Raw genomic sequence first — 18,791 nt, 5'->3', positions numbered from 1 at the left:
GGCTTAAGCGTATGGGCATAGCTAGTGCCAATAATGTGGACTTTATGATCAAGGGCGTTTTCAAGTTTCAGGCATTCGGCCAGGAACTCTGGGTAACAACGACTGAGATCGGTTTAAGTATCGTGACCATTGTCATATTGCTGATCGCAATTGTAACCAATGTTAAGATGAAAAAAGCGACGGAAGTACCGGGCACATTCCAGAATATCATGGAATTCGCAGTAGAGACGCTTGATAACATGGTAAACGGCACAATGGGTCATAATGCGAAAAAGTTCGTTAACTATATCGGAACTATATTTATTTTCATATTGTTCTGCAATATTGGCGGCTTATTTGGACTCAGAACACCAACAGGAGACTTTGGTGTAACGTTTATGCTGGGTATCTTCACATTCTGCATTACACAGTATCAGGGTATTAAAAACCACGGAATCGGTCATTTGACGAGCATGTTCAAACCGTTTCCGATCCTATTCCCGATTAACTTGATCGGAGAGATTACAAATCCACTGTCTCAGGCGCTTCGTCTGTTCGGTAATATGATGTCAGGCGTTGTAATCATGGGATTGTGGTACGGCATGATGCCAATCTTTGTAAAAATTGGTATCCCGTCATTTTTACATGTATATTGTGACCTGTTCTCGGGATGTATACAGACATATGTATTCTGTATGCTGACCATGGTATATGTCAATGATAAGATGGATTAACAAGGATTGTTTTCACAATCAAAAAGCGCAGGAGCGCGTAATACAAAATTGATTTCAGGAGGAAGTTATCTATGAACGGAATTTCAGGACAGGATTTTATCTTAGGTTGTTCAGCAATCGGTGCGGGCCTTGCGATGATCGCAGGTATCGGACCTGGTATTGGACAGGGTATCGCAGCAGGACACGCAGCAGCAGCAGTAGGCCGCAATCCGGGCGCGAAGTCTGATATCACATCTACCATGCTTTTAGGCCAGGCCGTTGCCGAGACAACAGGTCTTTACGGTTTCGCTGTCGCTGCTATCCTTATGTTCTTAAAGCCATTCAGCTAAAGAGAAGAACGGATAAGAATAGAGAGCGAGAGGAGGCGAAACCTTGGAACGATTATTGGGATTTGACCCACAGCTGCTTTTCGATGCGTTTGTGACGGGCATTAACGTCTTTATCCTGTTTTTCGCGTTATCCTATCTGCTGTTCAACACCGTGCGTGACGTCCTGGAGAGAAGAAGACAGAAGATCGCCGGAGAACTGAAGTCCGCTGCTGATGACAAAGAAGCTGCAAGAGCCATGAAGGAAGAGTACCAGACACGGCTTACCAGCGTCAATAAAGAGGCGGAACAGATATTAGAGGATGCGAGAAAGAGAGCAAAACAGCGCGAAGCAGAAATACTTACAGAAGCCAGGGAAGAAGCGAACCGCATTATTGAGAGGGGTAACCGCGAAGTAGAGCTGGAGAGAAAGAAAGCGCTTGACGATATGAAGGAACAGATCATATCCATCGCTTCTGTCATGGCCGGCAAGGTTGTGGCTGCGTCCATTGATACAACGGTATCGGATGCCCTGATTGAGGAAACTTTGAAAGAGATGGGTGAGAGCACATGGCAAAGCTAGTATCAAAAGTATACGGCGATGCATTGTTTGAAGAGTCCATCGAAAAGCAGAGTGTCGACACCCTGTTTCATGAGGTGAAGGCGCTGCTTGCCATTTGGCGGGAGAACCGGGAACTGGCGGAACTTCTGGATAATCCAAAGATTGTGAAGGAAGAGAAGATCGGTATCATAACGAATATCTTCGCCGGCCGGGTGTCAGACGATCTGATGGGTTTTCTGGCAGTCATTGTCGACAAGGGCAGACAGAAGGACATTCCTGCAATCTGCACGTATTTTATCGATACGGTCAAAGAATATAAGAAAATCGGCGTGGCCCATGTGGCAAGCGCCGTGGAATTAAAGAGTGAACAGAAAGCCATGATCGAACAGAGGCTTTTAGAAACCACGGAGTACGTGGAGTTTGAGATGGAGTATTCGGTGGACCCGTCCTTAATCGGCGGTCTGGTTATCCGGATTGGAGACCGCGTCGTGGACTCCAGCATTAAAACGCAGATTAACGAGCTGCACCGCAGCTTGTCAAAACTGCAGTTATCGTAACAAATAGAAAGATAGAAGGAAGGTGCAAACCTTAATGAATTTAAGACCAGAAGAGATCAGTTCTGTCATCAAGGAACAGATTGAAAGATATTCTACAAAGCTGGAAGTCTCTGATGTTGGTACAGTCATTCAGGTAGCGGACGGAATTGCACGTATCCACGGTCTTGAGAACGCCATGCAGGGTGAACTTTTAGAGTTCCCGGGAGAGATCTACGGCATGGTACTCAACCTGGAAGAGGATAACGTGGGCGCCGTTTTACTCGGTGCCGGAGACATCAGCGAGGGCGATACCGTTAAGACGACCGGCCGCGTGGTGGAAGTTCCTGTCGGCGATGCGATGACCGGCCGCGTGGTGAACGCGCTGGGACAGCCGGTAGATGGCAAGGGACCGGTCCAGACAGATAAATTCCGTCAGATCGAGCGAGTTGCTCACGGCGTAATTGACAGAAAATCAGTGGACACGCCGCTTCAGACCGGTATCAAGGCGATCGACGCCATGATCCCCATCGGAAGAGGACAGCGTGAATTAATTATCGGCGACCGTCAGACAGGTAAGACGGCGATTGCCATCGATACCATCATCAACCAGAGGGGCCAGGGCGTTCACTGTATCTATGTGGCCATCGGCCAGAAGGCTTCTACGGTTGCTACCATTGTTAAGACTCTTGAGGAGTACGGCGCTATGGATTACACCACCATCGTGGTATCCACGGCTTCCGACCTGGCTCCTCTTCAGTATATTGCTCCATACTCCGGATGCGCCATCGGCGAGGAGTGGATGGAGAACGGCGAGGACGTGCTGGTTGTTTACGATGACTTAAGTAAACATGCCGCGGCTTACCGTACCCTGTCCTTACTGCTCAAGAGACCACCGGGACGTGAGGCATATCCGGGCGATGTATTCTATCTCCATTCAAGACTTTTAGAGAGAGCAAGTAAGTTATCCGACGCTTTAGGCGGCGGCTCCTTAACGGCTCTTCCGATTATTGAGACTCAGGCAGGTGACGTTTCGGCCTATATTCCGACAAACGTTATCTCTATTACTGACGGCCAGATTTATCTGGAGACAGAGATGTTCAACTCCGGCTTCCGTCCGGCTATCAACGCAGGTCTGTCCGTATCCCGTGTAGGCGGTGCGGCTCAGATCAAGGCGATGAAGAAGATTGCCGCTCCCATCCGTGTGGAGCTGGCTCAGTACCGCGAGCTTGCAAGCTTTGCCCAGTTCGGCTCAGAGCTTGACAAGGAGACCACGGAACAGCTGGCACAGGGCGAGAGAATCAAGGAAGTGTTAAAGCAGGGCCAGTATCAGCCGATGCCGGTAGAATATCAGGTCATGATTATTTTCGCGGCAACCAGAAAACTGCTGCTTGACATTCCAACTCACCGCATTCTTGATTTTGAAAGGGCATTATTCAGCTTTATCGACAGCAAATATCCGCAGATTCCGGCATCCATCCGTGAGACGAAGCAGATTACCGAGGAGACGGATGCACTGCTGACGAAGGCGATTAACGAGTGTAAAGCGGAGGCTTATTAAAGGCAGGTGAAGAATCATGGCATCCATGAGGGATATCAAACATAGAAAAGAAAGTATTCAAAGCACCGAGCAGATTACGAAAGCCATGAAGCTTGTATCCACCGTGAAGCTGCAGAAGTCCAGAGCGAAGGCGGAAGAATCAAAACCGTATTACGACCTGATGTACGATACCATCTGTTCCATGCTGCGCAAATCCGGCAGTATTGAGCACAAGTATTTAAAGGCGGGAGACTCGAAGAAGAAGGCGGTAATCGCCATCACTTCCAACCGTGGACTGGCGGGCGGTTATAACAACAACATCGTCAAGCTGGTAACGGGCACGGAGGGACTTACTCCGGAGAACACCGTCATCTATGCAATCGGCCGTAAGGGAAAGGATTCCTTTGTGAGAAAAGGCTATGCGATCGCCGAGGACTATTCCGAGGTTATCAATGAGCCGATCTACCGCGACGCGGCGGATGTGACTGCGGAACTTCTGGATTCGTTTGGTCAGAACCAGATCGGTGAAATCTATCTGGCTTACACTTCATTCAAAAATACGGTGACCCATATTCCGACGCTGAAAAAGCTGCTTCCCGTGGAAGCCGGCAAAGACAGCGAAAAGACGGACCTGGTGCTCATGAACTACGAACCGAATGAAGATCAGGTGCTGGATTCCATCATTCCGAAATATATGAGCAGCTTGATTTATGGCGCGCTTTTAGAGGCTGTGGCAAGTGAGAACGGCGCTCGAATGACAGCCATGGATTCTGCGACGAATAACGCGGAAGAGATGATTGAAGAACTTGGTTTGGCGTACAACCGTGCAAGACAGGGCTCCATTACTCAGGAGCTTACCGAGATCATTGCAGGTGCCAATGCGATATCATAGGCATGCAGCTGAATCGAATTTCATTATAAAATAAAGGAGAAACAAGATGGCAGAACAAAATATTGGTAAGATCACCCAGATCATCGGTGCCGTACTGGATATCAAGTTCAGCCAGGGCAGGCTTCCGAGCATCAATGATGCGATCGACATCACGATGAAAAACGGAAACCGCCTGGTTGTGGAAGTATCCCAGCACCTTGGCGATGATACCGTAAGATGTATCGCCATGGGTTCGACCGATGGACTGGTGCGTGGTATGGAAGCCGTCGCAACGGGTGCGCCGATCACGATACCGGTCGGTGAAGAGACCCTGGGACGTATCTTTAACGTACTGGGTGATCCCATCGATAATAAACCAAAGCCGGTAGTGAAAGAGTACTTACCGATCCACAGACCGGCTCCTACATTTGAAGAGCAGTCCACAGAGACCGAGATCCTGGAGACAGGTATCAAGGTAGTCGACCTTCTCTGCCCCTATCAGAAGGGCGGTAAGATCGGTCTGTTCGGCGGCGCCGGTGTAGGTAAAACCGTATTAATTCAGGAGCTGATTCGTAACATCGCTACAGAGCACGGCGGATATTCCGTATTCACCGGCGTTGGTGAGCGTACCCGTGAGGGCAACGACTTATACTATGAGATGCAGGAATCAGGCGTTATCAATAAGACGACCATGGTGTTCGGACAGATGAACGAGCCGCCGGGAGCCCGAATGAGAGTCGGACTGACCGGACTGACCATGGCAGAGTATTTCCGTGACCAGGCAGGAAAGGACGTCCTTCTGTTCATCGACAACATCTTCCGTTTCACACAGGCAGGTTCCGAGGTTTCCGCTCTGCTTGGCCGTATGCCATCCGCGGTTGGATACCAGCCGACCCTGCAGACGGAGATGGGCGCTCTCCAGGAGCGTATTACATCGACAAAGAACGGTTCCATCACATCCGTACAGGCTGTTTACGTGCCGGCCGATGACTTGACTGACCCGGCTCCGGCAAACACATTTGCCCATCTGGATGCGACCACCGTTTTAAGCCGTGCGATCGTAGAGCTTGGTATCTATCCGGCTGTAGATCCGCTGGAGTCCACCTCCCGTATCTTAGACCCGCGTATCGTGGGTGAAGAACACTACAAGGTAGCCCGCGGCGTGCAGGAAGTACTTCAGAAGTATAAAGAGTTACAGGATATCATCGCCATGCTGGGTATGGATGAGCTTTCAGAAGAGGATAAGCTTACCGTTTCCCGTGCGAGAAAGATTCAGAGATTCTTATCCCAGCCGTTCTTCGTGGCAGGACAGTTTACCGGTCTGGAAGGCCGTTACGTTCCGCTTGCTGATACGATTCAGGGCTTCAAGGAGATTCTGGAAGGCAAACATGACGATATTCCTGAAAGCTATTTCTTAAATGCAGGTAGTATGGATGATGTTCTTGCCCGTGTGAAATAGGGGGTGGGAATATGGCTGATTTATTCAAACTGCATGTGATTACTCCCGAGCGGAGATTTTACGATGGAGAAGCTTCCATGGTGGAACTTACGACAACGGAGGGGGACATCGGTGTATACAGAAATCATATCCCGCTGACAGCTATCGTGGCTCCCGGAGTCTTAAAGATTCATGAGGAGGGCGAGGTTAAGGAGGCGGCTCTGATGTCCGGATTTATTGAGATTCTCCCGGAGAGAATCACCATTATGGCCGAAGTGGCCGAGTGGCCGGACGAGATCGATGGTAACCGTGCGGAGGAAGCGAGAATCCGTGCGGAGCGCCGCCTGAAAGAAGAGAGCGGCGAAATTGATACCATGAGGGCGGAACTGGCGCTGAGAAGAGCGCTTGTAAGGCTTTCGCTCAGAAAATAGGATTGATGCGAATGGACTGGTGTCCGATACGTGATGTGTCGGATGCCGGTCTTTTTATTTTACTGCTGCAGGTTACAGAATTTGGAATATTTTAGTAATTTATTCTTAATTTGAAATTATTCCCCAGCTATGGTACACTGATATCAGCAAACGGTTACACCGTTTATAATTATGATATGAGTCAGGGGATTACAAATGATGGGGTATCAGAAACCGGTTCAGTACTGCCGTTTTCTTTTTTATGCAGCCGCAGTGGTCTGCCTGGGGCAGATGCTTTCGTTTGCTTCGGCGGCCTCTCCCATATCCGAAGCGGAGCGTCAGAAAAAGGAAGCGGAGGAGAGGTACGAGGCGGTAAACGGGGAAGCGGAGGAACTGGAGAAGAAAAAAGGGGAAGCCGCGGTGCAGGCGGGCCAGCTGGATCAGGAACTGACAGATTTGCTGACTGATATGGACCTGCTGGAGACAGATATGTCCGATATGACGCGGCAGATTGAGAAAGAGGAAGAGGAATACCAGAAGGCGGAGGAAAAGCGGAAGCGTCAGTACGAGATACTGAAGAAGCGGATCCAGTATATTTATGAAGAAGGCGATGTCACCTATCTGGACATCCTTCTGAAGGCGAAAACTATCGGCGATGTAATCAATGGGAATGAGTATTTTCAGCAGCTCTATGAGTATGACAGGAAGCTGATTTCAGAGTATGAGAAGACGAAGGACGATGCGCTGGGCCGGAAGGAAGTTCTGGAGGAGCGGCAGTCGGAGCTTCAGAGCTTAAAACAGGAATATGGAGTCCGGGAAAAGACGCTTCGGAACATGATTACGAAAAAAAGGGCGGAAGAGTCTGATTTCGACCGCAGACTCAGGGCGGCAAAGGCGGAAGCCGGCAGCCAGGCCGAGATTATAAGGAAGAGGACGGAGGAGATCCGGCTTCTTCAGAAGGAAGAGGAAAGAAAGCGGGAAGAGGAACGCAGGGCGGAAGAGAAACGCAGGGCGGAAGAGGAACGCGGGGCAAAAGAGCAGAACAGCGGCCCTGGAAGGATCAAGAGCACGGGTGGTTCGGAATTCGGACGGAATGTCGCGGACTACGCACTGCAGTTTATCGGGAACCCCTATGTGTGGGGCGGCACCAGCCTGACCTCAGGAGCGGACTGCTCCGGGTTCGTTCAGTCGGTCTACCGCCACTTCGGTGTATCGATTCCGAGAACGTCCGCCGAGCAGGCCAGTTTTGGCAGGGAAATTGCATATGAAGAGATGGAACCGGGAGATCTGGTCTGTTATCCGGGCCATGTAGCCATGTATATCGGAGGCGGCAGAATTGTCCACGCGCGCTCGGCAAAAGCGGGAATCCGGGTGGATGACAATCCGGCGTACCGCACGATCGTGTCGATACGGAGGCCATGGTAGGCGGCCCGCGGAGAGCGGATTAACGGAGAGCATAAAAAAGAGAAGATTTAAACAAATGAAATGAGCAGGGGGAAGACAAGATGAGATACAAGAACAAATCCGGCAGACTGTGGCTGCTTCTTGCCGCTATAACAATCATGGCAGCCGGTTTTTCCATGGTTACATACGCAGAAGAGGCAATCAGGACCGTGTCGGTCACAGTCACTTCTTCGGTGGAAGCGGAAGCCGATGAGGGAACAGTCTCGGCCACATCAAACAGCTCAAAATACCGGGTGGTATCGTGTGATTTCGCAAATTCCAGGGGAAGTTGGAAGGCAGGGGAGACTCCGAAGGTAAACATCATGCTGGAGGCAGAGGAAGGATACTATTTCAACTCCATTAACGCCGGAAAGGCCACCGTAAAGGGGGCTGTCTATTCTTCAGCAAAGAAGGGGACGGACAACCATTCCCTGATACTGTCCGTAAAACTGAAGGGCGTGAAAGGGACGCTGGGAACCGTGGAGAGCGCTTACTGGGAGTCGACACCACTGGGTAAGGCGAGATGGAGTAAGGTGGAAAACGCCCCGGCCTATGAAGTAAAGCTTTACTGCGGAGACCGCATGGTGTACCGGGTGGAAAAGACGTCCTCCACCAATTATGATTTCTTCTCTCATATGACGACGCGTGGCGATTACTATTTCAAAGTGAGAGCCGTGGCGAAGACGGAGTCGGAAGCGGATTATTTAAAAGCCGGAGAGTGGACAGAATCCGATAATCAGGAGATTACAAAACGGGATGCCGAGGCGGCGGAGACACGGAAGTCCTCAGGAAACGGCAGTTCCGGCGGCAGCTCGGGCAGCGGCAGCCAGGGGCCCGGGCAGGGAGACGGTCCCGGTTCACAGAATCCCGGATGGGAACAGGACAGGAATGGCTGGTGGTACCGGAATGCGGACGGAACGTACCCGGTAAACAGCTGGCAGTTAATCAATGATAAATGGTATTTATTTGACATGGGCGGCTACATGCTGACCGGATGGCAGACGAAGAACGGCCGGGAATATTACCTGACGACCAACGGCGACATGGTGACCGGATGGTTCCAGTACAACCGGGTATGGTATTATCTGGACCCGCAGGTGGGGAAAGTGTCCGGCGGATGGCTTCAGCAGGGCGACGACTGGTATTACATGAATCCGGACGGCAGCATGGCAGTTGGCTGGATCCGCTATAAGGACAACTGGTACTATCTGGATCCGGACAGCGGACGGATGGTGAAGGACAGAGTCGTTGAAAAGTATTACATTAATCCGGATGGTATCTGGATACCGTAGCAGACAGGAGGACAAGATATGTTACGCAGGTTAAGACGGGCTGCCGCAGCTGTTCTGGCGTGTGGCTTGCTGACGGCAGTGATGCCGGGCGCTTCAGGCACAGCTCTGGCAGCGGTGAAAAATGAGACGAGAACACCGATCACTTCCGTGTCGATCAAGGTGCGTTCCGATGTGAAGGCCGACTACGATCTGGATGCGGCTACGGTCTATGTGACGACTGACAGCAATCTCTATACCATCGGAGCTTACACGTGGGTCAGCGGCAATAAGGAATACTGGGAACCGGGCGACGTGCCAAAGGTACAGATCGAGATCCATGCCAGAAGCGGCTGTTATTTCGAGAAGACCACAGGAGCGGGGAAGTTCCAGATATCGGGAGCGACCTATGGCTCGGTAAAACGCCAGAATAATAATGAGACACTCCTTCTGACCGTAAAACTGACACCGGCCTCCGGCACGCTGGATATTACGAATTCCGCGGAGTGGGTAGGCTATCCGCTGGGAAAAGGCACATGGGAAGAGGTTCCCTACGCAGGAGCGTATGAACTGAAGCTGTACCGCGATGGCCAGATGATTCAGGGCGTGGCAAAGGTTAACGCCACTACCTATGATTTTTATCCCTTTATGACCCAGGCGGGCCGCTACCAGTTCCGTGTCCGTGCAATCCCGAAGGATACGGAGGAACAGGGGTACATAACCAGCGGTGACTGGGTATATTCTGATGAACAGGATATCGATGACGACCAGACATACAGCCTGGGAGCGGGCAGGCAGAATGCAAATCTGACACCGGCTAACATCGGATGGGTGAAGAATTCCGATGGCTGGTGGTACCGCAACGCGGACGGAAGCTATCCTGCTAATACGTGGCAGAACATCGGCGGCTTATGGTATCTGTTTGATTACGATGGTTACATTTTAACCGGATGGCAGATGAAAAACGGCAAATATTATTACCTGGACAGCAACGGGGCGATGCAGACCGGATGGTTTCAGGATAACCGGAAGTGGTATTACCTGGCGGCGGACGGAAGCATGCAGACCGGCTGGATGACGCTGGGCGGCAATACTTACTACTTCGACAGCGACGGAAGTATGCACACCGGGTGGCTTCTGGATAACGGAAAATGGTATTACTTTGCACCGGATACCGGAATGATGGTGCGCGGGACGAGCGTCGGCGGCTACTATCTGAACTCTGACGGAGTCTGGGTTCATTAAGAAATGATTACAAACCACTGTATTTTATGGCTGAAACAGGAAACAGCCATAAAATATGGTGGTATTTTTGTTTGTTTATATGGCTGCAATAGATGCCTGACAATATTTTTTTGGGGTAAAAATTTGCATTTTCAATTTGTCAGCAGGTGGAAAGTTATGGAAAAACGTAAGAATTATTACAAAAACCGACTAATTTCTTAAGTTTTAAGTTGACGTAACGATTTTAAAAAGTTATACTAAAAATAACCAAATTTTGTAACCAAAAGCAAAATAAGAGGGGGGCTTGGAGGGGAAATATGTTTATAGTACCAATTACGAGGCTGGAAGGAGTTTCATCTTTGGAGGAGATGAAAAAACTTGACAAGACCCCGCAGAAACAGGTGAATAAAAGTTTTCAGAATATATTGACGGACGCGGTAAAGGAAGCGGATCAGGCAGTAAAAGACACCAGAGAAATGGACGTGAAGCTTGCTGCCGGACAGATCGATAATTTACATACAGCCCTGATTCAGGCAGAACAATTCGCTGCTGCAATTGAGTTTACGACCCAGCTGACCAGTAAGGCAGTCAGTGCGTACACTCAGATTATGGGAATGCAGATCTAAAATAACAGAAAGATAGCAGTGGTGGAACTATGGGTATGAAAGAAAAAGTAAAAACGGCAGTCGACGGCAATGGTACGGTCGGCCGTCTTTTGGGTAGCAAAAAAAAGAAAGCTGCGGCAGCTGGGATACTGGCAGCGGTTGTTATCGCACTGGCAGCGGCAATCCTGTTAAATACGAATAAAGATGGGGAATACGTGGTGCTCTTCCCCGGTATTTCAAGAGAAGAGAATAACGAGATACTCGCAGTGCTGAACGGTCGTGGAGTCGGCGCGAAGAGAAATGCAGAAGGAGAAGTGACGGTTCCGGAGAACCAGGTCGGTGACATTATGCTTGATATGTCAGAACTGGGATATCCGAAAACGGCACTTCCTTTTGACATTTTTTCGGATAATATGGGCTTTACAACGACAGAGTTTGAAAAGCGCCAGTACCTTCTGTTAAGCCTTCAGGACAGAATTGAGCGGACACTGAAGGACATGAACGGCATTAAGAACGCCATAGTGACATTAAATGTATCCGACGACAGCAACTACGTGTGGGACGATCAGGGGGCTGACAGTACAGGCGCCGTTTCCCTGACGCTGATGCCCTCCTGTGAGCTGTCACCGGAGAAGGTGGGCGCGATCAAGAACCTGATTGCCAACAGTGTTCCCAGGCTTCTGCCGGAGAACGTGACTGTAGTCAACGCCGAGACCATGCAGGAGATGGTATCCGACGATGTGGGAGGTCTGACCAGCTACGGTCTGGGCCGTCTGGATTTTGAGGCAAAGGTGGAGAAGCGGCTTCAGGATAAGATTATGAACGTTCTGACTCTGGCGTATCCTCCGGGACAGATCCGCGTATCTGCTACCGTAGTCATCGATTACGATAAGATGATCACCGAGGATCTGCAGTATGAGCCACAGGACAACGGTCAGGGCGTGGTGGATCACTATAAGTCCGGCCAGTCGGTAAATGGCCAGGGCGGAGGCGCCGGCGGTGTGGCCGGGGAAGAGAATAACACAGATATTCCGACGTATGGTGCGGCAGGAACCGGCGGAGCCAATGGGGCTAACGGCGATTACTACCGCGATGTAGATTATCTGGTTGGCTATATTAAGAAACAGATCGAGAAAGACAATGTGAAGCTGCAGAAGGCCACTGTGGCCATCGCAGTGAATGACAATAACCTGACGGAGTCGAAGAAGCAGCAGCTGATCGACGCGGCGTCGAAGGCTGCCAATATCGCACAGGAAGACATTGTGGTATCCAGCTTCCAGCAGATTGCGTCGGAGAAAACTTCGGAACCGGAAAAGCCGGTGATCCCGGTGACGGCTCCGGGCGTCGGGGGAATCGATCCGCGCGTGCTGGTGGCGGGAGCCGCGGCCGGTGTTTTCTTATTCCTCGTGCTTCTGTTCCTCATTTTACGCCACAGAAGAAAGAAACAGAGAAAAGAAGACCAGGAGCTTTTCGGACCGTTTGAGGGAGATGCCTTTGATCTGGACAGCGACATTGCAGAACGTGCCGAAGAGCGCGCAGTGGAGAATCAGATTGCCGACGTTCCGGTAAAACCCCAGGATCCGGTGAATCAGGTTCGTTCCTTCGCAGAGGACAATCCCGAGATTATCGCATCCATGATAAGTACCTGGCTGAAGGAGGAGAAGAAGTAATATGCCGGCAGAAGAAAGAAGACCAGCAGAAAAAGCTGCGGCCGTCATATCCATGCTCGGTACGGAACGGGCCTCCGAGGTGTTCCGGTATCTGACAGAGAATGAAGTGGAGCAGCTGTCCATGGAGATTACGAGACTCCCTCACCTTGCAGCGGATGAGATGGAGGACATAGCCAAGGACTTTTATAATTGCTGTGTGACGGAAAAGGTGATTACCGAGGGCGGAAAAGATTACGCCAAGGAAGTGCTGGAAAAGGCATTTGGCCAACAGCAGGCCAGAAATTTGATGGACCGGGTCAGCAAGGCGCTTAAGACCAAGGCATTCAGTTTTATCAGAAAAGTGGATTATAAGACTCTGATGACTGCTATACAGAACGAGCATCCGCAGACGCTGGCGCTTATACTTTCATACGCCACGCCGGAGCAGGCGTCCAAGATTATCGCCAATCTGCCCCAGGAGACACGGGTGGATGTGGTGGAGCGCATCGCAGCTATGGACCGGGCTCTGCCGATGGCAATCAAGATCGCGGAAGAGGTGCTGGAGAAGAAGATCGGCTCCTCATCTTCGGAGGAGACCATGGAGGTGGGCGGACTCAACTACATCGCCGACATTATGAACCATGTGGACCGCAGCACGGAGAGAGATATTTTTGACGAACTGAACTTAAAGAATCCCCAGCTTGCCGAGGATGTGCGCAAGCTGATGTTTGTATTTGAAGATATTGCATACCTGGATCCGCTGTCTATCCAGCGCTTCTTAAGAGAGACAGATTCCAAGGATCTGGCGGTTGCGTTAAAGGTGTCCAACAAGGATGTAATGAGTGCAATTTTTGCCAATATGTCCAACCGTATGAGAGAATCCATACAGAGCGATATGGAGTACCTGCATAATATTCGTATGAGCGACGTGGAAGAGGCGCAGCAGAGAATCGTGGCTGTGATCCGCCGTCTGGAGGAAGAGGGCGAGATCGTAATCTCCAAGGATGGAAAGGATGAGATCATTGTATAGGGTAATCAAGTCCGGACAGACGGTGCTGGGGGAAGGAAGAGTTCCGGCCTATCAGATGACCGGCCCCGAGACCGCCCAGGCGGAGGAGATAAGCGGGGAACCGGGGAACGCGGCCAGAGAAGCTGCGGATGGAGCGGTGCCCCGTTATGCACTGATATCCGAAGAAAAGAGAAAGATTCTGGAACATGCCAGAAACCAGGCAGAACAGTCTGCCGCCCGGATTTTAGAGGACGCTTACGCCCAGCGGGATAAGATTGTGAATACGGCCCTGACGGAAGCGGAGCGGCTGAAGCAGCAGGCAGAGGAACACGGCTATGAAGACGGAATAAACCGGGCCGAAGCGGACATATCCGATGGGCTAAAAAAGATTGGACGGTCCGTGGAACAGGCGGGACGCCAGCTGGAAGAGTACTCGGAGGAGATAAAAGCCAGAATTACAGAGATGGCCCTTATAATCGCGGAAAAAATTCTGCAGAGAGAAGTAGGTGCCGGTGCAGAGGGACTGGCAGATTTAGTGGAGCAGGCCGTGATGTCGGAGCGGGATAAGAATGAGATCACCGTGCATTTATCGGACGACTCCATCGCTCTGGTGGAGGAACTGGAGAGACGTCTGGAACCATTAAGAGACAGAAACGGCGGATACGTCCGCATCAGACCGGAGCAGCAGCAGCCTGGCTATGTGCAGATTGAGACGGAGGAAGGAATCGTGGACGCCTCCGTGTTTGTGCAATTGGAGAATTTAAAGCGGCAGCTGGCGGAATTGTTGAAATAGTGTGACAGGCGGCGCATAAGATGATAGAGAATGTGAGACAGGCGGTTCAGAACGCCAATTTGTATACATATCTGGGGAAAATAGACAAGATCGTAGGAACCACGGTGGAAGCCATGGGGCCTGCCTGTAAGATCGGGGATGTCTGTACCATCGATGTCCCGGGAGACAATCCTCCGGTGAAGGCGGAGGTCGTGGGATTTCGTGAAAACAGGGTACTCCTGATGCCCTACGAGGAGACAGAAGGCATTGGATACGGAAGCGCGGTCCGCAATACGGGGGAGCGTCTTCTCATACCGGTCTCCAATGAGCTGATCGGCCGTACCGTGGATGCCATGGGAATACCCATCGACGGGCAGGGGCCTTTGAGAGAAGTCGCTTATTATCCCATAACGGGAAAACGTTCCAACCCCATGGAGCGGCCCAGAATCGACACCGTGATCCAGATGGGAGTCAAGGCCATCGACGGCCTCTTAACCATCGGCAAGGGGCAGAGAATGGGAATCTTCGCCGGAAGCGGCGTGGGAAAGAGTACATTGATGGGCATGATCGCCAAGAATGTGAAGGCGGATGTCAATGTCATCGCGCTGGTTGGTGAGAGAAGCCGCGAGGTTGTGGAATTCATCAACCGGGATCTGGGAGAAGAAGGCTTAAAGCGCTCGGTTCTGGTAGTGGCCACCTCCAACCAGTCCGCGATGATGCGTTCCAAATGTACCATGACAGCTACTACAATCGCGGAGTATTTCAAGGATCAGGGCATGGATGTGCTTCTGATGATGGATTCCCTCACCCGATTCGCCATGGCGCAGCGGGAAGTAGGACTAAGTATCGGAGAACCGCCGGTAGCGAGGGGCTACACGCCTTCCATTTACTCGGAGCTTCCGAAGCTGCTGGAGCGCTCAGGTAATTTTGAGACAGGCTCCATTACTGGAATCTATACGGTTCTGGTGGAAGGCGACGACGCCAATGAACCGGTGTCCGATACAGTGCGTGGCATTATCGACGGCCATATCATGCTGTCGAGAAAGGTGGCGACGCAGAACCGGTATCCGGCCATTGACATCTTATCCAGCGTCAGCCGTCTGATGAGCGACATTGTGATGCCGGAGCACAAAGCGGCGGCCGGAAAGATCCGAAAGCTTCTCTCGGTCTATGAAAGCAACATCGATCTCGTTTCCATCGGAGCGTATAAGAAGGGGACCAATAAGGAACTGGATGACGCGCTTATGAGAATTGATAAAATATATGAGTTTTTGCAGCAGAAGACGGATGAGAGCTTCTCCCTTGATGAGGCCGTCATCCGTATGATCCAACTGACCGAATAGTGAGGTTCTTATGAAAAAGTTTGCATTTTCACTGGAGCGTATGCTGAATTTCCAGAGTCAGAATCTGGAAAAAGAGATGGGAATCTTAGGCAGGATGACCGCAGAGCGGGATGCACTGGAAGCCCAAAAACGGGATATGGCCGATAAGGCCGCCGGCGTGCAGGCGGATATAACCAGGCGGGAGGCGGAGGGAACGACGATATTTATGCTGAAGGCCTGTTTCTCTATACTGGAAAGTGCAAGGAACCAACTGGAGGAGATGGAGGAGGAACTGAAGCTTTTACAGGCAGGGCTGGAACGGCAGCGTCAGATCGTGACAGAGGCATCCAGAGAGGTAAAGAAGCTGGAAAAGCTGAAGGAAAAACAGTTAGAGGAATACCACCGCGGCGAAGCGAAGGAGCAGCAGGAGACCATAGCGGAACATGTTGCGGGTAATTTCGTGCGGCGTGGTGCTTCCCAATAAATATGTCACAGAGAGAAAGGCGGTGAGAAGAGAATGAATATGGGAACAGCCATGAAGGCTGTGGGGACTGGCTGGAAGCAGTCTGGAACTACAGACAATGGAAAAGGCAGAGATGCAGGGAAAGCCGATTTTGCCGATACCTTCACCGAGATGTTAAAGGCGGGGAAAAAGGCGTCAGAGAGCAGAAAACAGACACAGAATACGCAGAAGGCAGCGGAGGCGCAGAAGATCACAGACGCTCAGAAGATCACAGATGCGCAGGCGGATCAGAAGGCGGCCGACACCGGAAATGATGCGGTGAAGGCGGAAAACTCCGGACAGGATGACACGGCAGTAAAGAAAACGCCGGAAAAGAAGCAGGAGCCGGAAAAAGCCGATGACAGAACCGCGCAGGCTGAAGCCGCGGCAGCAGCAGCCGTTCTGGAAGGTATGGCAGAGCAGCCGGCAGTTATGGCGGAAGACCCGGCCGAGGCAACGGTGCACGCCATGGAAGCAGAGGATGGCGGACTGCTGGCGGTAACAGAGGCTGGAGGGATACTGGATCAAACAGCATCCACAACAGAGGCCGGAGCGGGACAGCGCACCGGAAATGCGGAGATTCAGCAGGCAGCAGCTGTAAATGCGGACACATCGGAAGCGCTTAAGAATCAGCAGGCGATTTACCGGACAGCGGCCCAGAAACCGGGAGAAACAGGAAACAGCCGAAAGACAGAAGCTATGGAGCCCACAGCAGCGGAAACCCAGGTTACTGCCGATGATATGGCGGTGCAGGAGAAGAACGGCACAGGCAGAGATGAGGGAACATTTTCCGATCTGCTGAAGGACCAGTCGAACCAGATGAAGACCATGGGAGCTGGAAAACGAGTTCTGACAGAAGAAGAGACCGGTGGTGATGAGGCACTGGACAACCAGATGCTGGAGGAGCTGAAGAAGAATTCAGACGCAAAAGGCGTGACGTACCTGGATAAGATAAACGCGCCGAGACAGGGCGGATTCCGGGGTGTGCCGGCGGTGGACAATACTGCTTCCGATATCCACACACCTGTGGCGGAACAGCTGAAAGCAGGCGTGGAGCAGGGCATGAAACGGGAACTGTCGGAATTTACCATCAAGCTGAAGCCCGAGGGGTTGGGAGAGATCATCGTACATATGGCCAGTGCAAACGGCAGAACGTCAGTCAGCATCGGAGTCTCCAACCCGGAGACTGAGAAGCTGGTGAACAGCCAGATGATGAGCTTAAAAGAGATGCTGCAGCCGCTTCACGCGGAGGTGGAAGAGGTATATCACAACAGCCAGGGCGGAATGGATTTTGCAGGATTTGGCCAGGAGCTTTACCAGAATCAGGGGCAGCAGGCCCGGGGACATTACCACCACGGTATGAATCGGGGACTGACGGCCGATGACAGCGTGTTTGCACAGGAGACAGAGCGGATGGCGGCGGAAAGCCTGGTACGCAGACTGTATGCATACGTGTAAATACTCCATGAGGATAGGGACGATAAGGACAGAAATGCTAAGGGCAGAAATGCTAAGGACAGGAACGATAAGAAAAGGAGAGACATGTCAGTACAGATACCAGACTATACGAATCCGTACTTAAGGACTGCATCTTCCGGCAGCAGCGGACCAGGAGCATTGGGTGACAACACACCGGCAAAGGCATCGAATGACAGCGATAAAGACACGGAAGGCACCGATGGTACTTCTGGGAGCAATGATGTCATAGACGCAGTGTTTGGAGACGCATCCGATAAGGCCGTCAGTATGGACGATTTCCTGACGCTGATGGTAGCCCAGCTGAAAAACCAGGATTTTATGAATCCGGTGGACGATACCCAGTATGTAACGCAGCTGGCCCAGATATCGACCATGCAGCAGATGGAGGAGATGGCGTATAACGCCAAGAGTACCTATGTGACCTCGCTTGTCGGCAAGACGGTTACGGCTGCAAAATTCACGGTGGCCGGGGACTTAAAGAAGACGGAGGGCGTCGTAAACAAGGTTTCTCTTCTGGACGGGAAATTCGTGATCTATGTGGAGGGAGAATCCTACAGCATGGATGAGATTATGGAGATCAGGACAGAGGAAGCAAAGAAGGATGACGGTAAGGACCCGGATGCAGGCAGCGACGGGGACAAGGACGGAAGCGATCCGGGAGACAAGGATCCGAAGGTATGAGAGACTGTGAAGTAAGGAGGTAAGAGAATGGATTCCATGATATACAACAAAATGCTTCATACCCCCATATGTACAGGAAAACCGTGGGAAGCCGCGAGAAACAGGCCGGCGGAGGGCACGGAGGAAAGCAGTGCATTCAAGGAACTGCTGGAACAGAAATTAAAGGAAGAAAGCCAGGTGACGTTCTCCAGACACGCGGTAGAGCGGGTGATGGAGCGGAGCGTGGATGTGTCTTCTGATAAGCTGGAACGATTGAATGAGGGCGTGAAACTGGCCGGAGAAAAGGGGCTTAAGGCTCCGTTAATCCTGATGGATTCCACGGCATTTGTTGTAAATGTAAAGAATAACAGAGTAGTGACAGTTGTGAACGAGGAGAGCTTAAAAGGCACTGTCTTCACAAACATTGACGGAACCGTTATGGTATAGCCGGTCCTTTTGGAGGCTATTCTTACCCCGATTGACGGA

The 18,791-nt window shown here is 51.4% G+C and carries 20 protein-coding genes; all 20 read left to right on the top strand.

Annotation, left to right across the window (positions count from 1 at the left end; genetic code table 11):
* The first annotated feature begins 11 nt into the window (after positions 1-11).
* Positions 12-713, top strand: coding sequence for a F0F1 ATP synthase subunit A (gene atpB / locus ACLTD4_RS07130; RefSeq protein ID WP_055659136.1), 702 nt, complete (start codon positions 12-14; stop codon positions 711-713).
* 71 nt (positions 714-784) lie between these two features.
* Positions 785-1,042 (top strand): ATP synthase F0 subunit C, encoded by a 258-nt coding sequence (gene atpE / locus ACLTD4_RS07125; protein WP_002605128.1) that lies wholly within the window; start codon positions 785-787, stop codon positions 1,040-1,042.
* A 43-nt stretch (positions 1,043-1,085) separates the two neighbouring features.
* On the top strand, positions 1,086-1,601 hold the full coding sequence (atpF, locus tag ACLTD4_RS07120) for a F0F1 ATP synthase subunit B (RefSeq protein ID WP_002605127.1): 516 nt from the start codon (positions 1,086-1,088) through the stop codon (positions 1,599-1,601).
* The gene (gene atpH / locus ACLTD4_RS07115; RefSeq protein ID WP_055659134.1) at positions 1,589-2,137 is read left to right on the top strand and encodes an ATP synthase F1 subunit delta; all 549 of its coding nucleotides are present in this window, start codon (positions 1,589-1,591) and stop codon (positions 2,135-2,137) included. The genes atpF and atpH overlap by 13 nt, the downstream gene beginning before the upstream one ends.
* A 34-nt stretch (positions 2,138-2,171) precedes the next feature.
* The gene (atpA, locus tag ACLTD4_RS07110; protein WP_055659132.1) at positions 2,172-3,674 is read left to right on the top strand and encodes a F0F1 ATP synthase subunit alpha; all 1,503 of its coding nucleotides are present in this window, start codon (positions 2,172-2,174) and stop codon (positions 3,672-3,674) included.
* Between the two features lie 16 nt (positions 3,675-3,690).
* The gene (gene atpG / locus ACLTD4_RS07105) at positions 3,691-4,545 is read left to right on the top strand and encodes an ATP synthase F1 subunit gamma (protein ID WP_117623019.1); all 855 of its coding nucleotides are present in this window, start codon (positions 3,691-3,693) and stop codon (positions 4,543-4,545) included.
* A gap of 46 nt (positions 4,546-4,591) precedes the next feature.
* Positions 4,592-5,983 (top strand): F0F1 ATP synthase subunit beta, encoded by a 1,392-nt coding sequence (gene atpD / locus ACLTD4_RS07100; RefSeq protein ID WP_055659131.1) that lies wholly within the window; start codon positions 4,592-4,594, stop codon positions 5,981-5,983.
* Between the two features lie 11 nt (positions 5,984-5,994).
* A complete protein-coding gene (gene atpC, locus ACLTD4_RS07095; RefSeq protein ID WP_055659129.1) occupies positions 5,995-6,393 on the top strand; it encodes an ATP synthase F1 subunit epsilon in 399 nt (132 codons plus the stop codon).
* A gap of 195 nt (positions 6,394-6,588) precedes the next feature.
* Entirely contained in the window at positions 6,589-7,797 is a 1,209-nt protein-coding gene (locus ACLTD4_RS07090) for an NlpC/P60 family protein (protein WP_117623020.1), read from the top strand.
* A gap of 80 nt (positions 7,798-7,877) precedes the next feature.
* Positions 7,878-9,107, top strand: a complete 1,230-nt coding sequence (locus ACLTD4_RS07085) for an N-acetylmuramoyl-L-alanine amidase family protein (RefSeq protein ID WP_117623021.1) — start codon at positions 7,878-7,880, stop codon at positions 9,105-9,107.
* An 18-nt stretch (positions 9,108-9,125) separates the two neighbouring features.
* The gene (locus ACLTD4_RS07080; RefSeq protein ID WP_117623022.1) at positions 9,126-10,328 is read left to right on the top strand and encodes an N-acetylmuramoyl-L-alanine amidase family protein; all 1,203 of its coding nucleotides are present in this window, start codon (positions 9,126-9,128) and stop codon (positions 10,326-10,328) included.
* A 296-nt stretch (positions 10,329-10,624) separates the two neighbouring features.
* Entirely contained in the window at positions 10,625-10,933 is a 309-nt protein-coding gene (locus ACLTD4_RS07075) for a flagellar hook-basal body complex protein FliE (RefSeq protein ID WP_117623023.1), read from the top strand.
* Positions 10,934-10,962: 29 nt separating this feature from the next.
* Positions 10,963-12,582 carry a flagellar basal-body MS-ring/collar protein FliF gene (fliF, locus tag ACLTD4_RS07070; protein WP_055659120.1) on the top strand — a complete coding sequence of 540 codons (1,620 nt, stop codon included), beginning with the start codon at positions 10,963-10,965 and terminating at the stop codon, positions 12,580-12,582.
* A 1-nt stretch (position 12,583) separates the two neighbouring features.
* Complete coding sequence (gene fliG, locus ACLTD4_RS07065; RefSeq protein ID WP_055659118.1) at positions 12,584-13,591, top strand: flagellar motor switch protein FliG; 1,008 nt, start codon at positions 12,584-12,586, stop codon at positions 13,589-13,591.
* Positions 13,575-14,363 carry a FliH/SctL family protein gene (locus tag ACLTD4_RS07060; RefSeq protein WP_081034355.1) on the top strand — a complete coding sequence of 263 codons (789 nt, stop codon included), beginning with the start codon at positions 13,575-13,577 and terminating at the stop codon, positions 14,361-14,363. The genes fliG and ACLTD4_RS07060 overlap by 17 nt, the downstream gene beginning before the upstream one ends.
* Positions 14,364-14,383: 20 nt before the next feature.
* Positions 14,384-15,685: a FliI/YscN family ATPase gene (locus tag ACLTD4_RS07055; RefSeq protein ID WP_055659114.1), complete on the top strand. Its 1,302-nt coding sequence runs from the start codon at positions 14,384-14,386 to the stop codon at positions 15,683-15,685.
* A 10-nt stretch (positions 15,686-15,695) separates the two neighbouring features.
* Positions 15,696-16,148: a flagellar FliJ family protein gene (locus tag ACLTD4_RS07050; RefSeq protein ID WP_055659112.1), complete on the top strand. Its 453-nt coding sequence runs from the start codon at positions 15,696-15,698 to the stop codon at positions 16,146-16,148.
* A 33-nt stretch (positions 16,149-16,181) separates the two neighbouring features.
* A complete protein-coding gene (locus ACLTD4_RS07045) occupies positions 16,182-17,624 on the top strand; it encodes a flagellar hook-length control protein FliK (protein WP_412331211.1) in 1,443 nt (480 codons plus the stop codon).
* Between the two features lie 84 nt (positions 17,625-17,708).
* Positions 17,709-18,326 carry a flagellar hook assembly protein FlgD gene (locus ACLTD4_RS07040; protein ID WP_055659108.1) on the top strand — a complete coding sequence of 206 codons (618 nt, stop codon included), beginning with the start codon at positions 17,709-17,711 and terminating at the stop codon, positions 18,324-18,326.
* Positions 18,327-18,353: 27 nt separating this feature from the next.
* A complete protein-coding gene (locus ACLTD4_RS07035; RefSeq protein ID WP_055659107.1) occupies positions 18,354-18,752 on the top strand; it encodes a TIGR02530 family flagellar biosynthesis protein in 399 nt (132 codons plus the stop codon).
* Positions 18,753-18,791 lie beyond the last annotated feature (39 nt).

This window comes from Hungatella sp. (assembly GCF_046966825.1).
This window is presented reverse-complemented; position numbering and strand designations above follow the sequence as displayed.

What these genes read in the sequence shown, in the direction of transcription:
- ACLTD4_RS07060 (WP_081034355.1), top strand. Translation starts at nt 13,575, where the DNA reads ATGAGATCATTGTATAGGGTAATCAAGTCCGGACAGACGGTGCTGGGG.
- ACLTD4_RS07055 (WP_055659114.1), top strand. Translation starts at nt 14,384, where the DNA reads ATGATAGAGAATGTGAGACAGGCGGTTCAGAACGCCAATTTGTATACA.
- atpE (WP_002605128.1), top strand. Translation starts at nt 785, where the DNA reads ATGAACGGAATTTCAGGACAGGATTTTATCTTAGGTTGTTCAGCAATC.
- ACLTD4_RS07085 (WP_117623021.1), top strand. Translation starts at nt 7,878, where the DNA reads ATGAGATACAAGAACAAATCCGGCAGACTGTGGCTGCTTCTTGCCGCT.
- fliG (WP_055659118.1), top strand. Translation starts at nt 12,584, where the DNA reads ATGCCGGCAGAAGAAAGAAGACCAGCAGAAAAAGCTGCGGCCGTCATA.
- ACLTD4_RS07035 (WP_055659107.1), top strand. Translation starts at nt 18,354, where the DNA reads ATGGATTCCATGATATACAACAAAATGCTTCATACCCCCATATGTACA.
- fliF (WP_055659120.1), top strand. Translation starts at nt 10,963, where the DNA reads ATGGGTATGAAAGAAAAAGTAAAAACGGCAGTCGACGGCAATGGTACG.
- ACLTD4_RS07040 (WP_055659108.1), top strand. Translation starts at nt 17,709, where the DNA reads ATGTCAGTACAGATACCAGACTATACGAATCCGTACTTAAGGACTGCA.
- ACLTD4_RS07080 (WP_117623022.1), top strand. Translation starts at nt 9,126, where the DNA reads ATGTTACGCAGGTTAAGACGGGCTGCCGCAGCTGTTCTGGCGTGTGGC.
- atpG (WP_117623019.1), top strand. Translation starts at nt 3,691, where the DNA reads ATGGCATCCATGAGGGATATCAAACATAGAAAAGAAAGTATTCAAAGC.
- atpC (WP_055659129.1), top strand. Translation starts at nt 5,995, where the DNA reads ATGGCTGATTTATTCAAACTGCATGTGATTACTCCCGAGCGGAGATTT.
- atpD (WP_055659131.1), top strand. Translation starts at nt 4,592, where the DNA reads ATGGCAGAACAAAATATTGGTAAGATCACCCAGATCATCGGTGCCGTA.
- ACLTD4_RS07045 (WP_412331211.1), top strand. Translation starts at nt 16,182, where the DNA reads ATGAATATGGGAACAGCCATGAAGGCTGTGGGGACTGGCTGGAAGCAG.
- atpH (WP_055659134.1), top strand. Translation starts at nt 1,589, where the DNA reads ATGGCAAAGCTAGTATCAAAAGTATACGGCGATGCATTGTTTGAAGAG.
- ACLTD4_RS07050 (WP_055659112.1), top strand. Translation starts at nt 15,696, where the DNA reads ATGAAAAAGTTTGCATTTTCACTGGAGCGTATGCTGAATTTCCAGAGT.
- atpA (WP_055659132.1), top strand. Translation starts at nt 2,172, where the DNA reads ATGAATTTAAGACCAGAAGAGATCAGTTCTGTCATCAAGGAACAGATT.
- ACLTD4_RS07090 (WP_117623020.1), top strand. Translation starts at nt 6,589, where the DNA reads ATGATGGGGTATCAGAAACCGGTTCAGTACTGCCGTTTTCTTTTTTAT.
- atpB (WP_055659136.1), top strand. Translation starts at nt 12, where the DNA reads ATGGGCATAGCTAGTGCCAATAATGTGGACTTTATGATCAAGGGCGTT.
- ACLTD4_RS07075 (WP_117623023.1), top strand. Translation starts at nt 10,625, where the DNA reads ATGTTTATAGTACCAATTACGAGGCTGGAAGGAGTTTCATCTTTGGAG.